Source organism: Acidovorax sp. 1608163, from assembly GCF_003669015.1.
In the GTDB taxonomy this organism is placed as follows: domain Bacteria; phylum Pseudomonadota; class Gammaproteobacteria; order Burkholderiales; family Burkholderiaceae_C; genus Acidovorax.
On sequence record NZ_CP033069.1, the window covers coordinates 3,782,973 to 3,801,106 of the forward strand.

The 18,134-nt window shown below is 64.7% G+C and carries 12 protein-coding genes; 2 read left to right on the forward strand and 10 right to left on the reverse strand.

The genetic code is table 11. From position 1 onward, the window contains the following. Positions 1-41: 41 nt before the first annotated feature. The 4 genes from EAG14_RS16870 to EAG14_RS16885 form a co-directional block, all read right to left on the reverse strand. Positions 42-515 carry a group 1 truncated hemoglobin gene (locus tag EAG14_RS16870; RefSeq protein WP_121729572.1) on the reverse strand — a complete coding sequence of 158 codons (474 nt, stop codon included), beginning with the start codon at positions 513-515 and terminating at the stop codon, positions 42-44. A gap of 63 nt (positions 516-578) precedes the next feature. Then, on the reverse strand, positions 579-1,511 hold the full coding sequence (locus tag EAG14_RS16875; protein WP_121729573.1) for a DUF3034 family protein: 933 nt from the start codon (positions 1,509-1,511) through the stop codon (positions 579-581). A 296-nt stretch (positions 1,512-1,807) separates the two neighbouring features. Further along, complete coding sequence (locus tag EAG14_RS16880) at positions 1,808-6,307, reverse strand: PAS domain S-box protein (RefSeq protein WP_121729574.1); 4,500 nt, start codon at positions 6,305-6,307, stop codon at positions 1,808-1,810. Positions 6,308-6,310: 3 nt separating this feature from the next. After that, positions 6,311-7,099 carry a diguanylate cyclase domain-containing protein gene (locus tag EAG14_RS16885; RefSeq protein WP_240456815.1) on the reverse strand — a complete coding sequence of 263 codons (789 nt, stop codon included), beginning with the start codon at positions 7,097-7,099 and terminating at the stop codon, positions 6,311-6,313. A 511-nt stretch (positions 7,100-7,610) separates the two neighbouring features. Here EAG14_RS16885 and EAG14_RS16890 point away from each other — a divergent pair. Continuing rightward, positions 7,611-9,170: a methyl-accepting chemotaxis protein gene (locus EAG14_RS16890; RefSeq protein ID WP_121729575.1), complete on the forward strand. Its 1,560-nt coding sequence runs from the start codon at positions 7,611-7,613 to the stop codon at positions 9,168-9,170. Between the two features lie 169 nt (positions 9,171-9,339). Here EAG14_RS16890 and EAG14_RS16895 read toward each other — a convergent pair whose 3' ends face one another. The 3 genes from EAG14_RS16895 to EAG14_RS22905 form a co-directional block, all read right to left on the reverse strand. After that, a complete protein-coding gene (locus EAG14_RS16895; RefSeq protein WP_121729576.1) occupies positions 9,340-10,134 on the reverse strand; it encodes an anti-sigma factor domain-containing protein in 795 nt (264 codons plus the stop codon). Positions 10,135-10,147: 13 nt separating this feature from the next. Beyond that, a complete protein-coding gene (locus EAG14_RS16900; RefSeq protein ID WP_121730529.1) occupies positions 10,148-10,723 on the reverse strand; it encodes a sigma-70 family RNA polymerase sigma factor in 576 nt (191 codons plus the stop codon). 76 nt (positions 10,724-10,799) lie between these two features. Next, positions 10,800-10,997, reverse strand: coding sequence for a hypothetical protein (locus EAG14_RS22905; RefSeq protein WP_162996023.1), 198 nt, complete (start codon positions 10,995-10,997; stop codon positions 10,800-10,802). A gap of 56 nt (positions 10,998-11,053) precedes the next feature. On the opposite strand from EAG14_RS22905, the gene EAG14_RS16905 reads away from it, so the two are divergent. Then, a complete protein-coding gene (locus tag EAG14_RS16905; RefSeq protein WP_121729577.1) occupies positions 11,054-11,617 on the forward strand; it encodes a DUF3455 domain-containing protein in 564 nt (187 codons plus the stop codon). 111 nt (positions 11,618-11,728) lie between these two features. On the opposite strand, the gene EAG14_RS16910 is transcribed toward EAG14_RS16905, so the two are convergent. The 3 genes from EAG14_RS16910 to pbpC all read right to left on the reverse strand — a co-directional run bounded on the left by EAG14_RS16910 (position 11,729) and on the right by pbpC (position 18,102). Next, positions 11,729-12,895, reverse strand: coding sequence for an alpha-hydroxy acid oxidase (locus EAG14_RS16910; RefSeq protein ID WP_121729578.1), 1,167 nt, complete (start codon positions 12,893-12,895; stop codon positions 11,729-11,731). Positions 12,896-13,049: 154 nt separating this feature from the next. Next, positions 13,050-15,323: a diguanylate cyclase domain-containing protein gene (locus EAG14_RS16915; protein WP_121729579.1), complete on the reverse strand. Its 2,274-nt coding sequence runs from the start codon at positions 15,321-15,323 to the stop codon at positions 13,050-13,052. A gap of 451 nt (positions 15,324-15,774) precedes the next feature. Beyond that, positions 15,775-18,102: a penicillin-binding protein 1C gene (gene pbpC, locus EAG14_RS16920; protein WP_121730530.1), complete on the reverse strand. Its 2,328-nt coding sequence runs from the start codon at positions 18,100-18,102 to the stop codon at positions 15,775-15,777. Between the last annotated feature and the right edge of the window lie 32 nt (positions 18,103-18,134).

The window sequence follows — 18,134 nt, forward strand, 5'->3', positions numbered from 1 at the left end:
CAGCTACAAAAAACATAGCAAAAGACAATGATTTCATGGTGTCAACGCTGGGTAAGGATGTCACGGTGCATGGGCGCCAGCAGCGCCAACAGGCGGTTTTGCTGAGCGAACGGTATGCCCTGGGCGTGCATGGCGGCTTGCAGCACTTCCACCAAGGCATTGAAGTGGCCCTTGGTGATGTCCATGTCGGCATGGGCTGATTTCATGTCAGCGCCTTCATATTGGCAAGGCCCCCCGCTGATCTGGCAGATCTGGTCTGTGAGGCTCTCTTTGAGGGCTGCGGGCTTGGTGTCCTTGAAATGCGCGCCAATGCGCGGGTCTTGGACGGCACGGTCCACAAAGTCGTCCATCAACCGGGCAATGCCAGGCTTTTCGCCCAGCGCCTGGTACAGCCCGGCGGGGGCAGGCGCAGCGGCGCGTGCCATGGCTGGTGCGGCGGGCGATTGTTGTGCGGTGGCGGGCAAGGCCAGCAGCAGGGCTGCGGCCAAAACCCAGGGGGAATGGTGGGTGTTCATGGTGTGCTCCGAAGGTGGGGTCGCGTGGATGGCAAAGCGAGCGAAAGCGGCTAGAGAAGAGGACTAGAACGCGACCTGGGCCGAGAGGTAGTAACCCGTCTGGCGCCGGTCACGGGTGACGCCGGGCACGATGCGGCCCAGGTCAACGTAGGCCAGCGTGAGCGATACGTTCTTGCTAGGCGCCCAGGCGATGAAGAGGTCCTTCCAGTCGTCCTCGCGCAGCGCAGCACCCAGGCCTGCCGCAGCGCCCAGCGCCTGCAGGTTGTTGGGTTTGAAGCGGTATTCGGCCCCCACGGCCAGGTTGGGCCGCAGCAGGTAGGCGATGGAGAACTCGGGCTGCAGGCTGCGGCGGCTTTTGCCAGGCGCTGCCGAGCCAAAGCCCAGCAGGCCGTTTTGGTTGGCGTTGGTGTAGCGCAGCGTGCCGTTGAGCAACAGGCCCTGGCCCAGCAGCAGCTTGGTGGCGCTCACATACACATCGGTGCCGCTGGTTTGGGTGCCCAAAAAGTCGAGCACCGATTGCAGCGAACCTGGGCGCACTTGTTTGTGCTCCAGACCCACAGCGATCTGCGGCATCCAGGTGTCGGCGTCCAAAATGGCGTCGCCCGCCAGCTTCACCTTCAGGCCCAGCACGTCCATCTGGATGTGCTGGCCCGGCACCACGCCAAAGGGGGCAATGCCGTTCAAGGCAAAGGCGGGCGCGGCGTCAAAGTCTTGCCGTGCCAGCGACAGCTCCACCCGGTCTTTATAGCCCAGCGCCACGCCGTAGCTGGTCAGAGCGTAGTCCTGCGTTCCTGCACGCGTGGCGTAGCTGCTCACGCCCAGCTCCCCCTCTGTGGCGTTGGTGCCAATCACCGCCCAGGGCGTGATGCCGCCGCCAGCACTGCCGGTGATGGAGCTGACGCCCCCGGTGAGCAGCAGCTTGCCCGTGTCGGCCTGGGCGGCGCCCGCGGCCAGTGCACCGGCAGTGAGGAGCAGGGGGAGAAGGTGTTTTTTCATCGAAAAGCTCCTGAAGCAAGGGCAGACAGGTTGAACCAAAGCAGGAAAGAGGCACTGCACATGCGAGTGCCCCGAGTTGGAGATTCGTTTCATAAAGATGCCGAGCATCGCCGCCATGCTGCGTTGCAAATCCTCGCGATCGCTACGGCTATCGCTGTGGTTTGCGCCTTGCCTGACGACGATTTCGGCCTCTTTATTTCATCAACGAACTTCCAACGCAGGACACTAGGCACACCTCTTGAATACGCAAGCCATTGCGGCATGGATTCAACGGGGCGCAAAAAAACGCCAGCGCCTCAGAAAGCCGATAGGTCTTCGGTAGGCAAGGCGCTGTCCAGCAGGGCCAGGGCTTCATCAAATGCCAGGGCATCCAGGTGCTGCTGCAGTGCGGCCTGCCGCTCGGGGCCCAGCACATGGGCCAAGGCGGGGGCCAGGGCTTCCCACTCGTCCAACGCGGCCAGGTCGCGGTGCTGCAAGGCGGCGCGCAGCGGGCCGATGCGCGCCAGCGTGGCGGGGTCGAGGGAAGGCGTGTCGGCGCTCTGGCGGGCAGGCGCATGGGCCGCCTCGGGTTGGGACTGCGCCAAAGCCGCCTCCCAGCCCTGCAATGCGGGCTGCAGCTGCGCAAGCACCTTGACAAGCACCTCGGGCTGCTGCTGGCGCGCGGCGTCTTCGGCTTGCGATGCCAGGGCGTGCAGCGCCTGTGCGCCCACCGAGCCTGCCATGCCCTTGAGATCGTGCAAGGGCAGCTTCAAGGCGTCTATCTCCTGCCGGGTGGGCGCCGCGGACAACGCGGGCAGGCCGCCCACGCAGGCCACGATGCGCCGGACCAGTTGCCACAGCAGCGGCGCATGCCCCTTGAGCCGCGCATGCGACTGTGCAGCCGATACCCCAGGCAGCGTGGGCCAGTCAGGGGGCACGGGCTGCGGGCTGGCAGGCGGATTGGCATCGGCCGCCACGCCCGCGCGCTGCGCCAGCCCGGGCAGACAGCGCCACAGGGTGCGCACCAGCACGGGCGGGTCAAACGGTTTGCCCACCACCGCGTTCATGCCCGCACCGATGGCCTCGGTCTGCTCCGACAAAGACACCCCGGCCGTGAGCCCGATGACGGGCAAGCCCGCCAGGCTCGGGGTGGAGCGAATCTGCCGGGTGGCATCCAGCCCATTGAGCACGGGCATGTGCACATCCATCAGCACGGCATCAAAGCCCTGCGGGCGGGCCAGCAGCAAATCCAGCGCGGCCTGACCATGCCCTGCCACACCCACCTCGGCGCCTTCTGCCTGCAGGATGCGGGCCGCAATTTCCTGGTTGGTTTCGTTGTCGTCCACCACCAGCAAGCGCACGCCCGGCAGCCCCTGCCCCATGGGCAGGGAGGGCGCTGCTTCGCGGTGCAGCAGCAGCCCCATGCTCCGGTGCATGGGCAACGTGACGACAAAGCGGCTTCCCTGGCCTACCTTGCTGTGCACTTCCACCGTGCCATGCATCATCTCGACCAGTTGCTTGACGATGGACAGCCCCAGCCCAGTGCCGCCATAGCGGCGGGTGGTCGACAAATCGGCCTGCACAAAAGGGGCAAACAGGCGCTTGCAAGCGTCTTCGGCAATGCCAATGCCGGTGTCGCTCACGCTCATTTGCACCCGGAAGGTGCCGCTGCCCAACGCTTCGTGGCGCACCGTCAGGCGCACTTCGCCACGCTCGGTGAACTTCATGGCGTTGCTCAGCAGGTTGATCAGGATCTGCTGCAAGCGGGTGCTGTCTCCCTCCAGCGGCTGGGGCACGGGTTCGTTCACGTCCACAACAAAGGCCACGCCCTTTTCGCGGGCCTGCATATCAATCAGGGCGGCCACATCGCGCACGACCTGGTTCACGTCCACAGGCACCCGCTCCAGGGCCATCTCGCCGGCCTCGATTTTGGAGAGGTCCAGGATGTCGTTGATGACCGCCAGCAGGGCCTTGCTGGCCACCTGCACACGCCGAAGCATGCCCTGCTGCTCCTCGTCCAGCGCGGTGCGCGCCAGCAGGTACGACAGGCCCAGCACCGCATTCATGGGGGTGCGGATTTCATGGCTCATGTTGGCCAGGAAACGGCTCTTCGCTTCGTTGGCCGCGTTGGCCTGCTGCATGGCCACGCGCAGCGACTGCTCTTGCTCCAGCCGCAAACGGATGTCTGAGGCAATGCCCAGGTAGCCGGTGAACTGGCCGTTGGCGTCCTGCATGCGCGTCACAGCCAGCGACACAGGCACCCGCACACCATCGGCCCGCCGCATGAACCACTGCGTCTGCGGGTCCTGCGTGGCCTGGTGGAACTGGGCCACACGGCGCAGCGCTCCAAACTCGCCTGCGCCATCCATTTCGTTGCCCATGGGCTGGGCATCTTGCGCAGGGACATCGGCTTCAAAGAAGGCCAGCGCATTCGTTCTCCCGACCACTTTGTCGGCGTGCGTGTCCAGCAAAAGCTCTGCCCCTCGGTTGAGCAGCGACACCACGCCCCGGGGGTCTGTGGCCACAATGGCCACCTGGGTCGAAGCCTCCAGCACCGCGCGCAACAGGGCCAAAGTGCGCTGCAGCTCCAGCTCGGTGCGTTTGCGGTTGGTGATGTCCGTGCGGATGGAGACGTACTTCTCGACCCGCCCGTGCGCATCCATGAACGGCGCCACCACGCTGTCTACCCAGTACAGCGTGCCGTCCTTGGCACGGTTGCAGACCTCTTCGCGCCAGCTTTGGCCGCTGCTGATGGTGCGCCACATGCTGACCCAGAAGGCGCGGTCGTGCTCGCCCGAGTTCACGATGCGGTGGTTCTGCCCCAGAAGCTCTTGCCGCTGGAAGCCCGAGATGTGGCAGAAAGCATCGTTCACTTCGATGATGCGGCCCGTGCGGTCGGCCACCGACACAATCGCGTGCAGGTTCAATGTTTGCAGCAGCGCAACGTTATCGCGCTGGGCGGCTGCCAACTGCATGCGGCTTTCAGTCAGCTCGGTCACGTCATGCACAAAGGCATAAAAACCTTTGACGGCACCGTCCTGCGTGTCAGGCAGGTAGTGCACCAGCATGTGGCGGGCGGGCTCGGTGGCAGTGGCTGGGCGGGTTTGCTCAAAGCTGCGGGCTTCGCCGCTCAAGGCGGCTTCGGCGTGGGGCAGCGAAATGGCAAACATGTCCTGCCCAATCAGCTCGCTCAGGTGCATGCCATGCACCATGGCAGGGTCAATGTGAAACCAGTCGCCGTAAGCGCGGTTGGCCACCTGATTGCGCAGGTCGCGGCCCCAGTACCCGATCTGCGAGGGCATGGCGTCCAGCACCGTTTGCAGGGCATGCCGAGCCGTCTCCAGGTCGCCCGTGCGTTCGCGCACCTGGTCTTCCAGGGTGGCATTGAGTTCGGCCACGCGCCGCGCCGCGGCCCGCGATTCGCGCACATCGCGCAAGGTCTTGGCAAGGCCCACCACGCGGCCATCGGCATCCACAATGGGCCCGGCCGAAATCGAGACCTCGACCAAGCTACCGTCGCGGTGGCTGCGCACGGTTTCGTAGGCTTTGACATGCTCGCCTTGAGCCACCCGTGCCAGCATGGATTCGTCCTCGGCCTTGAGGTGCACAGGCACCAGCAGCTCTTGCGCCGTGTGCCCCAGCACGTCGCCTGCAGCGTAGCCAAACAACCTGCGGGCACCGTCGTTCCAGTCGGTGATCACGCCTTGCAGGGTTTGCACAATGATGGCGTCGTCTGACCCCTCCACAATCGCTGCGCGGCGCGCCTGCTCCAGCCGCTGCACCCGCTTGCGTTGCCCCAGGTACACCATCGAGACCACCAGGGCCGAGGCCAACAGGGCAAACAGGCCAGCCTCCGTTGCCTTGCGCTGTGGCTCTTGCAAATGCAAAGAGTCCACAAACTCCTGGGTGGGCTGCAGGTTGACTTCCCACTCCCGGCCAAACAGCTCCAACAACGCCAGCGGCTGCTTGGGGAAGCCTGCCACGGGTGCCAGCTCTCCGCCGTAAAGCCACGCATCCGATGAGGCCAGGCGATCGCGCAGCGACATGGAATAGAAGGCCTCTTCGGCATCCAGGTTGCGCAGCACTTCATCCATTTGCAAGGGTGCATACACCCAGCCCAGCAAGGCCAGTTCGCGGCCAGCCTCGGTGTTGGTGGGCATGCCATAGCGGTACATCGGCAACACCAGCAACAGCCCCGAAGAGCCCACCTGCGTGTCCTGCATCAGGTTGACAGGCGCGCTGAGGGTGGTCTTACCCGACCGCATGGCCGCCACGGCGGTGGCCCTGCGCACGGGTTCGGAAGCAATGTCCAGGCCCAACACCCGCAGGTTGCGCTCCATGGGCTCGATGTACTGGATGATGTAGCTGTCACCCACATGCGGTTGCAACTGCCGCACCTCAAAGTCAGGCCCCATTTCGTCTCGGGCCCGGCGCATAAAGTGCGCCCGGTCGTCCGCCGTCACCTTGCGGATAAAGCCAAAGCCGCGGGCTCCGGGAAACTCGCTCTCAAAATCACGGCTTGCGCTGTAGCGGGCAAAAGAGGACCAGCTCAGGTCTTCCCCTACCGCAGCCATCATGCCGCGCGTGCCCTGCAGGCCATATTCATACAGCCGCATGCGCAAACCCACCTCCCCCAGCACACGGTTCTTGAGGCGGTCAAACCGTTCACCCACCTCCTGGATGTTTTGCTGTTGCTGGTGGATGTAGGCGAAAGCCGCCACAGCAAGGGTCAGGCACAGCACCATCGTGGACATCAGAATCGTCCGGTCCACAGACCCCATGGGCGTGGCGACGGTGTCGCGCCGGTAGCGGATCATGGTTCAGCCCATGACCTCAGCGGCCCAGCGGTTGCGCCCTTGCGCCTTCGCGGCGTACAAGGCATGGTCGGCCGCGCTATAGAGCGACTGCGGGTCATGCCGGGCCATGTCCTGTCCGGTGCACACCGCCACGCCCACACTGATGGTGACGTGCTCCGCCGTGAGCGAGGCCACATGCGGCAACGCCAAAGCCTGTATCAGTTTGACGGCATGCTCGGCCACCTCCTGCCCTCCGGCCACATCGGTGTCAGGCAACAGCACCACAAACTCCTCGCCCCCCAAACGCCCCACCCGGTCGGCAGGGCGCCGGGCCACCAACGTCAAGGTCTTGGCCACCGCCTGCAGACAGGCATCCCCGCCAGGGTGCCCATAGCTGTCGTTGTAGCGTTTGAAATGGTCGATGTCCGCCATCAACAGCGCAATCGAACTGCCGGTACGGGCACAGCGCTGCCACTCGCGTCGCATCAACTCATCAAAATAGCGCCTGTTGGCCAACCCGGTCAGGCCGTCGGTGGTGGCCATGCTGCGCAATTCGTCGGCCATGGACTTCAGACGCAGTTGCGTGCGCACACGGGCCAGCAGCAGCGCTTCATTCACCGGCTTGGTGATGAAATCCACCGCCCCCGCCTCCAGCCCGCGCACTTCGGCATCGGTCTCGCCATGGCCCGTCACAAAAATGACCGGGATATCGGCCAGCGTGGCATCAGCGCGGATGGCCTCACACACTTCATAGCCGCTCATGCCCGGCATCTCTGCGTCCAGCAACACCAAATCGGGGGCAGACTCACGCATCAATTTCAGCGCCTCATCCCCCGGGTGGCAAAACGCAGGCGGGCAACCCCTTTGAGCATGCGCGCCATCAGCTGGACCATGCCGGTGTTGTCGTCCACGATCAGAATGCTCTGGCTCATGCAGCACACCTCGGCGGCAAGGACAGACGCCGATGGGGCGTGGGTAACAGCCCCCACGCCGCACAAACGTCCCTCTGGCAGGAGAAAGCAGGAGTTACAGGCAGCACCATGTCAGATCGCCCCATTCACTACCGTTTGTAACGGTGTCCACATCATAGTCATACGTCCCTACACACATCCAGTCAGTCGTGCCTGGCCCAGGCTGGGGCCACAGATTTCGCCCCGAAAATGCGTCCCGCTCGGTTCGCCCAAAGCACTTTCAGCGGCTTGCTATGGATCGCTAGCCCAAGGCAAAAAATTTCAAAATTATCATATTGATAACAATGATTGCATTTTAAACCTAATACATCTATCATTTGACATCATTCCACAGATTGCAGTACGGAGCCTCCATGGGAATCACAAAACGACTTGGCTGGATGATTGCGGGGCTTGCCAGCACCGTGATCGCCTTTGGCGGTTTCAGCTACGCCAAGCTCACGGCCGTGGAAGAGACCGCGCAGCACACCAAAGACAGCCGCGTACAGCAACTGCGTGTGGCCGGTGCGATTGAGCTGAACATCACGCGCGCATCCTTGCAGCTACGCCATGCCATGCTGGCGCGCACCCCTGCAGAACAGCAAACAGCCTTGGACGACGTGGCCGCAAAACGGACGATGGTGAACGAGTTGCTGCGCGACTACGAACGCCGCCTGTTCTCAGACAAGGGGCGTGCAGTGTTCAAGGCCATCCCCCAACTGAACGATGCGTTCTGGGCCGTGGGCGAGAAGAATGTGCAGCTCATTACCCAAGGGCAAAAGGACCAGGCGTTTGATTTCCTGGTGAAAGAGACGATTCCGGCGCGCAATGCCTTGCTCAGTGGGCTGGAAAGCGCGGTGGAGTACCAGACTGAAGCACTGACAGAAGACATCCAAAGCATCCGTGATGCGGTCAACCTGACACTGGTACTGCAGTTGTGCGCGCTCAGCGCCATTGTGGTCTTGCTCAGTGGCTTTGCTTGGTGGCTGCGCAAGTTACTTCGCAAGCGCATTGGTGCAGCCAGCACGATTGCACAGCGGGCTGCCAGTGGGGACTTGACCACCCACGCCAGCGATACCGGCAATGACGAATTCACCCCACTGCTGCTCTCCCTGCAAGAAATGGGGCGCTCATTGACGGACGTGGTCTCCAAGGTACGGATGGCGGCGGAAGGGGTTTCCAACGCCAGCCATGAGATTGCTGCCGGCAACCAGGATTTGTCCGTGCGCACGGAACAACAAGCCACCTCCATCCAGCAAACCGTGGGCACCATGGAAGACATCAACACCACGGTGCAACGCAATGCAGAAAGCGCCAACGAAGCCAAGCAGCTGGCTGGCCGGGCATCCGGCGTGGCGCAAGAAGGGGGCGATGTGGTCAAGCGGGTGGTGACCACCATGTCGGACATCGCTAGCGCTTCGGCCAAGATCACCGACATCATTGCGGTCATCGACAGCATTGCCTTCCAGACCAACATCCTGGCGCTGAACGCTGCGGTGGAAGCCGCCCGCGCAGGCGAACAAGGCCGGGGCTTTGCGGTGGTGGCCAGCGAGGTGCGCGCCCTGGCGCAGCGCAGTGCCCAGGCCGCCAAGGAAATTGGTGCGCTGATCCAGGCCAGCTCGGCCCATGTGCAACTGGGCTCGTCCCTGGTCACCCAGGCAGGCAACACCATGACGCACATCGTGGACGCGGTGCAGCGCGTGGACCAGATCATGGCGGAGATCAACGACGCCAGCACCCGCCAGGCCAGTGGCGTGCAGGCCTTGAGCCAGGCGCTGGAGAGCATCGACCACTCCACCCAACAAAACGCAGCCCTGGTGGAAGAGTCGTCTGCCAGCGCCGATGGCCTGCGTCAGCGGGCATCAGACCTGGTGCGGGTGGTGGCGGTGTTCAAGGTGTCGGACATGCCGCCGTCGCTGCCGCTCTTGCGGTAAGAGCGACTCAAAAAAACTCCCCTGGCGTCGTTGTCTCGCCTTGCCGTACTGCTTGTACTGCCTGCGGCGAAACGCCTAGCCACGACCGCTTCGCTGAGTTTTTTAGCCACTCTAAACACCTGCCGGCAGTCTTTGCCGGTTCGGGCAAGTACCTTGCCCTCAGGCCGCGCTACAGCACACGCTGAATGAGCGCGCCCTTGAACAGCACCGGCCCAGTGGGGCCTGTCTCGCTGGGTACGCCTCCTTTGGGCTCCAGGCTGATGGCCAGGGTGGGAACCTGCTGAACGTCCCTCTCTCCCGCCGTGAGGGTGAGCAACTTTTCATGCCCCAGCACACCCAGCGAGCGGGGGCCGCCCGCTGGGGGCAGCGCCCACAGTTGCAAAGATTGGTTCGCTCCTTCCTGAAAGCCCCCCACCCTCTGCAACACCAGCTTGTGGTTTGTCGGGTCGAAGGTCACCAACATGGAGGCATCGGCCTTGTCGTCGGCCAGCACCGCCACGTACTGGATCTGCGGCGTGGCTTGCAGCTGCTGCTGCAAAGCGGCAATCTGTGCGCTGGTGGTGGCCTGCAGGCCGCCATGGGCTTGCAGGCCCACCACCACCGCCGCCAGTGTGGCCACGGCCCCTGCCAAAGCCGCGCCGCGCCACACCCACAGGGTGCGCCACCAGCCCACGGGCTCAGGGCCTGCCGTGCGTTCCATGCGTGCTGCCGCCATGGCGTGCTGGGCTTTGTCGGCCTGCACCAGGTTATGGATGCGCACCCACACGGCCGGGTCTGGCGTGCTGCCCGGCTGCAGCTCGGCCAGGCCGGACCAGTGGGTTTGCCACACCAGCGCTGCAGCGCGCACGCTGGCGTGTTCGCGGGCCAGGGATTCAAAACGGCGGCGCGCGCCGCCGCGCAGCGTGCCCAGGGCGTAGCTGGCAGCCAGGCGCTGCAGCAATTCAGGGTGTTGGGTGATGTTCACAGCAGAGGGCCTCTCACACGTAACGCGCCATGCAGTTGCGCAACTGGTCCAGCCCACGCCGTATCCAGGTCTTGACGGTGCCCAGCGGCAGCTTGAGTTGCTCGGCCAGCTCGCCGTGGCTTTGGTCGCGCAGATACGCCAGGCTGACGACTTCGCGCTGCTTACCATCGAGCTTGGCAAGGCATTGGTGCAGCGCGAAGGCCTGCTCGCTGGCCTCGGTCACGTCCATGGGGTTGGCGCCGTCGCCCTCCAGCGTGTCCGACAACAGGTCGTCCAGTTCATCGGTCACATCGCTGCGGTCGGTTGTGCGCTTGCGCAGGGCATCCAGTGCCCGGCTGCGCACGATGAGCCCCATCCAGGCCATGGGCGGACTGAGCGACGCGCGGTAGCTGCCCGCCCCGCGCCAGATGGCCACGAAGGCGTCCTGCAGCACGTCTTCTGCGGCATCGCGCTGGCGCACGATGCGCAGCGCCAAACCAAACAGTTTGGACGAAGTGCGCTCATACAGGGCCTTGAGGGCCGAGTCGTCTTGCGCTGCCACGCGGTCGATGAGTTCCATGAGTTCGCGATCGGAGTGGAGGGTGCTCATGCGCCCATTGTCTTGGATAAGCGCCCTTGCAGACACCACGGCGGCGTCCATTGCCAAGTTAAGGCGCATAGCTGCATTACCCGAACCGGCCAATGCCTGCACAACGGATACGGGCACAGCACCCCTCTGGATTCAACGCAACGGCCTCACCCACACCGCTTTTCAAAAGAATATTTAAAAAGAGCACTTTTTGAATCCACTCTCCATCGGCCTGCGTATAGCCCTTCGTCACCGGAAAAAATGCTGCAGAGCCCGCCTTGAGCGGATGGTCCACCCTGCCTGCAGTGCGATTTCGGTGCGCTCTACCCAACCCCTCCCAAGGAAGCCACCATGCAAGCACGCACCCCTTTGATCGCCACGACCCTGCTGGCCGCCACCGCCCTGACGGCCTGTGGCTCCATGGCCCCCGCCACCCCGATGCCCGCGTTCAACCAGAGCACCTTGCCCGCTGCAGTGCAAGTGCCGGCAGGCCAACGCATTGCCCTGGAAACCGTGGGCACGGGCAGCATCACCTACGAGTGCCGGGCCAAGAAAGACATGCCCAGCGACTTTGAGTGGGTGTTTGTGGGGCCCGATGCCCAGCTGATGGACCGCGCAGGCAAAGCCATAGGCCGCTACTTTGGCCCACCGGCCACCTGGGAGAGCAACGATGGCTCCAAGGTCACGGCCACGCAGGTGGCAGTGGCCCCCGCAGGTGCGGGCAACATCCCGCTCCAACTGGTCAAGGCCAACCCCGCCATGGGCATGGGCGCCATGCAGGGCGTGACCTACATCCAGCGCGTGGCCACCCAGGGCGGCGTGGCACCCGCCATGGCTTGCGCTGCTGGCAATGCGGGGCAAAAGCAAGTGGTGAAGTACCAGGCCGACTACATCCTCTGGAAGGCCGCGTCTTGATAAGCCCTGTGGGCCGCATCGCCCTGACCGGGGCCTGAAAGCACAAGCCCCGCTTTAGGCGGGGCTGGCAGCAGGGCGGCTTGTCACGGCGCCATCGCCTTTTCAATCAAGTCAAAGGCGAGGAATAGTGCCCGGCAACAGCACGCTACTGTCGACGTTGTTGATGTTGGTGTGGCCACAAAACGCCATGGTGATGTCCAGCTCTTTCTGGATGATCTGCAGCGCGCGCGTCACACCTGCCTCGCCATACGCGCCCAGGCCATACAGAAAGCCGCGGCCGATCAGCGTGCCCTGCGCGCCCAGCGCGCGGGCTTTAAGCACGTCTTGCCCGCTGCGAATGCCGCCGTCCATCCACACCTCGATGTCTTTGCCTGCGGCTTCTGCAATGTGAGGCAGCGCGGCGATGGACGATGGTGCGCCGTCGAGCTGACGGCCACCGTGGTTGCTGACGATGAGCGCATCGGCACCGCTGTTGACAGCCAGGCGCGCGTCTTCGGCATCCATGATGCCCTTCAAGATCAGCTTGCCGCCCCAGCGCTTCTTGATCCACTCCACATCGCCCCAGTTGAGCTGCGGGTCAAACTGCTCGGCCGTCCACGACGACAGCGAAGACAAATCGCCAACACCCTTGGCGTGGCCCACGATGTTGCCGAAGCTGCGGCGCTTGGTACCCAGCATGCCCAGGCACCAGCGCGGCTTGGTGGCCAGGTTGATGAGGTTGGCGAGGGTGGGCCTGGGCGGGGCCGAGAGGCCGTTCTTGATGTCCTTGTGACGCTGGCCCAGGATCTGCAGGTCCAGCGTGAGCTGCAGGGCCGAGCAGTTGGCGGCCTTGGCGCGGTCGATCAGGCGGTTGATGAAATCGCGGTCGCGCATCACATACACCTGGAACCAGAACGGGTGGCGGCCCGTGTGCTCGGCAATGTCCTCGATGGAGCAGATGCTCATGGTGGACAGCGTGAACGGGATGCCGAACGCCTTGGCCGCCTTGGCGCCGAGGATTTCACCATCAGCGTGCTGCATGCCGGTGAGGCCCGTGGGCGCAATGGCCACGGGCATGGCCACATCCTGCCCCACCATGGTGGTGCGGGTGCTGCGGCCTTCCATGTTGACGGCCACGCGCTGGCGCAGCTTGATGCCCTGAAAGTCGGCCTGGTTAGAGCGGTAAGTGCCTTCGGTGTACGAGCCCGAGTCCGCATAGTCGTAGAACATGCGCGGCACACGGCGCTGGGCAACGACCCGCAGGTCTTCGATACAGGTGATTTTGGACAGGTCAGGCACGCTCTCACTCCGTGTAAGGGGACAGCGCAGCATGGTAGACGCAGCCACCGCACCAGGCCATCAAAATTATTTGCGGGGCCTTGCAACAAATTTCCAAAGCCGAGGACGCACCTGCAGACCCGTGCGGCGGGTACGCAGTCACATCAACAAGATCTCAGGCCAAGGCCGCCTGCTGCACCACCAGCCTGGGCGGCTGGCCTGTGCCTTCGTATAAGCGCACCTGGTTGCGGCCAGCCTGTTTGGCCGCGTACATGGCCGCATCAGCGTGGCGGGTCAGCTCGTCCAGGTCGCGCCCATGCTCGGGGTACAGGCTGATCCCGCCGCTCAGGCCCATGGGCACAGCCACACCTTGCAGCATGAACGGTGCCTCGCATTGCGCCATGATTTTGCGGGCCACCACCGTGGCCTGTTGCGCGTTGCCAATGCCGGGCAGCAGCAGCACAAACTCATCGCCCCCCTGGCGGCAGACGGTGTCTGTCTGGCGCACGGCAGCCTGCAGGCGCTGCGCCCACTGCACCAGCAGTTGGTCACCCACATCGTGGCCCATGGCGTCGTTGACCTGTTTGAAGCCGTCCAGGTCCAGGTACAGCACCCCCACATGCTTGCCATCGCGCTGGGCCTGGGCAATGGCTTGCTGGGCACGGTCTTGCAGCAGCACCCGGTTGGGCAAGTCCGTCAGCGCGTCATAGTGCGCCAGCCGCGCCATGCGTGCGGCCATGGCCACGGCCTGCGTCACGTCGCGCAACACGGCAACGGCCCCCGTCACGTGGCCATGGCGGTCGGCAATCGGGCTGGCCGAGAGCTCTACATCAAAGCGCTGTTGGGTGGCGCGGTGCTCGACCACGCCACGGGTGGCCGCCATGGGCCGGTCGTTCTGCATGGCGGTGCGCAGGGGGCTGTCCAGCTCCACCTCCGCATCGGTGGGCAGCAGGCGAATGACATCGTCCACATCACGGCCCGCCGCATCAAAGCCTTGCCAGCCGGTCAACCGCTGTGCCACGGGGTTCAGATAGGTCACGTGGCCTGCGGCGTTGCAGCACACCACGGCATCGCCAATCGACTGCAAGGTCAGGCGCATCAGCTCCTTTTCCTCAAACAGCTGGTCTTCCATGTGCTTGCGGTCGGTGATGTCGGTGAGCTGGATGAACAGGCCAAGCACCTGCTCGCCATCGCGCTCGGGGGTGTAGGAAACGATGACGTGGCGCGCCATGCCCTGCTTGTCGGTCAACGTAGTTTCAAACACCTGGGGTTCACCCTCCAGCGCCTTGCGCAGCAGGGGTTCGGTGTAGCCAAAACGCTTGGAGCCCAGCATCTCGCTCATGTGCATGCCGCGCAGCTTCTCAAGCGGCACGCCAAACCAGATCTCATGCGCCTGGTTGCCAAAGCGGTTGTACAGGTTGGCATCCCACGACCCCACCACCGACGGAATGCTGTGCAAGATGGTGCTCATGTCCCGCTCGGCCCGGTGCAGCCGAGCACTGATCGCCTGGCGGCGCTGCAACTCGCGGCTGAACAGCACGGCCAGCGCCATGCACGACAGCATCAGCAGCAGCGTGAACATGCCCAGACCCCAGGCAGAACGGGTCCATTTGCTCTCGATGGTGGAGCGGGCCTGCGCCACATTCAAAATCAGGGGAAAGCGGCCCACACGGGTGAAGGAGTAAGAGCGCTCCACGCCGTCCAGCTCGGCCAGGCCGACAAACGAGCCCTGGTTTTCTTTTTGGAAGCGCAGCATGTTGGCCGAACCGGCAATGCTCTTGCCCACGTCCAGATCACCATAGGGAAAGCGCGACACGATGATGCCGTCGGCCCGGAACAGGTTGACGCCGCTGTTGTCGCCCAGGTTCACCGAAGCGAAAAGCTCGTTGAAGTAACTCAAGCGCACCGCGCTCAGCACAACGCCAGCGAAGGCACCGTCCGGCGTGTGATAGGCCCGCGCCATGGGCAGCGAGTTCAGCTGCGACACCCTAGAGGGCACCGGCTTGCCAATGAACAGGCCTTCATGCCGCCCGTCCTTGAAGGCGCGAAAGTAGTCGCGGTCTGCAAAATTGGCCTTGCGCGGCTCGCTGAAGCCCGAGTCCAGAATGATGTCACCCTGGGCGTTGAGCACCAGCACATCACCCAGCCCCTGCAGGCGCATCAGGCCTTCAAAACGCACTTGCTGGCGCAACTGCGCGGTCGAAGACAGGTCCTTCACGCGCTCCAGCTCCGAAGCCACACTCAGCAAAGATTGGTCCACAGCGTCCAGCGTCCACTCCAGCGAGCGCGACAGGGTGCCCACCAGGTTGGCATTGGCCTGCAGGGCGTAGTTCCACTCGTCGTTGCGCAGCGTCCAGAGGGTACGCACCGTCAGGGCGCCAATCCCCAGGGAAAGCAACAAGGCCAGCCAGAGCAGGCGGTGAGAGAGGGACTTGCGAGACTGCGGCATGCCTGACTAGCTTGCAGCCGTGCCCCGCAGCACCTGCAGGGTGCTGCACAAAACGCCAGTGCAGCCTTGGCAAGAATGACGCTGATTGAAAGGCATGGGGAGGCGGTGCCGCGCACAGAAGAGATGCCCCATTGTAGTGAGCAGGCCACGCCACATCGGTGCAAATTGGCAGGCAAACACCGGCTTGGCGCACCGGTTCAAGCGCCTGTGCACAAGAGGCACCCCAGAGCCTGCGGACGATCTTCCAGCGGTCGCGCACCGGTCTTTGCGCAATGGCATGCGAGGCCCGGAGTGCCGCCCTCAGCTCAGCCACCGGCAAGCACCGCAGCGCAGCAGATCGCCCGCAAAGACCCGTGCCCGAAGGATTGGAGCGAATTCCCCTGCGAGGCCGTCAGCAGACTCTTTCGGGGGCTTTCGGGCTTTGTCGGCTTTTTGCCCGCCGCGCAAACGGTCAGCGCGCGCGCTGTGCCGCTGCCTGGGTTGCGCCCGGCGCCACGCCAGCGCCCCGCACTTCAAAGCGCACAGTGTCCAGCACCCGCCCCTGCGCGTCGGTCAGCTCCAGCGTGTGGCGGCCCGGCCAGGGCAGCCATTCCAGCAGCGGCCCCCGGCCCAGCGCTTTGCCATCCATGCGCCATGCCACGCGGGCGCCCGCGTCGTCGCTCGCCTTCAGGCGCAGGCGCTGGGCCTGGGGGGGGATGTCCGGGTCCAGCGCAATGATCGTGCCCTGGACCGGCATCGCGATACGGGCAGCCTCGGGCGCCACCTCCGCTGATTTAAGACTATTTTTGCCGCTAGCGCTCATGGAATAAGCGCTAGCAGCTACATAATTTATAGCAAACAGCGCTTGCTGCGTGCCCTGCACAAACCACTCCTGGCGCGCAGCCTCCAGCGGCATGGGGGGCGTGCGGCGGCCTGGCTCTGCAGGGCCCGACGCGCCAAAGCGCACCGCCTGCTGCACCAGCCCCTGGGGGGCCCGGGGTGCACGGCTGGGCTGGCGGGCGTGCAAAAAGCCCATCACCGCCGCCCACACCGGGGCCGCGCCGCTGGTACCGCTCACATCGTGCATGGCCGCGCCACTGGCGTTGCCCACCCACACGCCCACGGTGTAGCGCTCTGACCAGCCCACCGCCCAGTTGTCGCGCATGTCTTTGCTGGTGCCGGTTTTCACCGCCGTCCAAAAGCGGGTGGCCAGCACGCTGTCGGTGCCAAAGGTGCGGGCGCGGGCGTTGCCGTCCGACAAAATGTCGCCCACGATGAAGGCGGCACGCGGATCGAGCGCTGGCGTGAACACCGGGCGGGCGCTGGGCGGCAAAGCCGTGGTGGGGCTGAAGCGCCCCCCGTTGGCCAGTGAGCGAAACACGTTGGTGAGCTGCAGCAGCGGCACCTCCGGGCTGCCCAGCGCCAGGCTGTAGCCAAAGTAGTCGCCGCTTTCGCGCAGCGGCAACCCCAGTGCCCCCAACTGGCGGTGGAACGCATCGGGCGTGACCATGACCAGCGTGCGCACCGCAGGCACATTGAGCGAGGCCGCCAGCGCCGTGCGCGCCGACACCCAGCCCTTGAACTGGCGGTCGTAGTTCTGCGGGATGTACAACCCGCCAGAGGTCGCAATCTGCGCCGATGAATCGTCCACCAGCGACGCCGCCGTGAGCCGCCGCTCTGCAATCGCCTGCGCATACAAAAACGGCTTGAGCGTGGAGCCCGGCTGGCGCAGAGCCAGCACGCCATCGACCTCGCTGGCCTGGCTCAAGGCGCCGGACGAACCCACCCACGCCAGCACCGCGCCACTGGCGTTGTCCAGCACCAGCACGGCGCCGTCTTCCACATTGCGCCCATGCAACTCGCGCAGTTGCTGCTGCAGGCTTTGCACCGCAAACCGCTGCAAGGGCGCGCGCACTGTGGTGCGCAGCGCCTGCTGGGCAGGGGTGCCCATGGCAGCAGTATTCCCGGCACTGGAGGCCTGGGTTGCCTTCGCAGCCTGTTGGCGCAACGCGTAGCGCGCAAAGTGCGGTGCGATGCCCTCGGTCGCATCAAAGGCACGGCGCTGCACGGCAGCGGTGGTGAACAGCTCCAGCGCATCGCAGTCGGTTTGCGCAGCACGCGGCTGGGCTATGGCAGTCTTTGTGGCAGGCTGCATGGCACGCAGCACACCGCAGGCCCTCTGCGCCACCAGGGCGGGCTTGGCATTGGGGGCACGCACCAGGGCCGCAGCCACCGCAGCCTCGCGGTCGTCCAGGCCATGGGCGGCTTTGCCAAACAGGGTGCGGCTCAGCGCATCAATGCCCACCACCTCACCACGAAACGGCACCAGGTTCAGGTAGGCCTCCAGAATCTGGTCCTTGCGCCAGCGCCGGTCCAGCACCTGCGCCGCCACCGTCTGCCCGATCTTTTGCACCACCGAGCGCCCGCCCGGCCCCTGGCGCCAGTCGCCATCCAGCAGCCCAGCCAGTTGCATGGTGAGGGTGCTGGCCCCCCGCGTGCGCTGGTTCCACAAGTTGCCCCAGGCGGCGGCCGATGCCGCGCGCCAGTCCACCCCGCTGTGCTCAAAAAACCGCTTGTCTTCGCTCAGCACCAGCGCCGTGCGCAATGCGGGCGACACATCGGCCAGCGGCACCCACTGGCCCCGGCGCACCGTGGCATCGGTGCGCAGGCGCTGCAGCACCTCACCCTCGGCGGAGAGGATCACCGTGTCGGAGGGTCGGAAGTCGGCGCGCACCTCGTCATAGGTAGGCAGCGCCCAAGCCACAGGGGCCACCACCAGGCTGGCGAGCAGCACAACCAGCCACGCACCAGATCGCGGCCATGTGGCGCAGG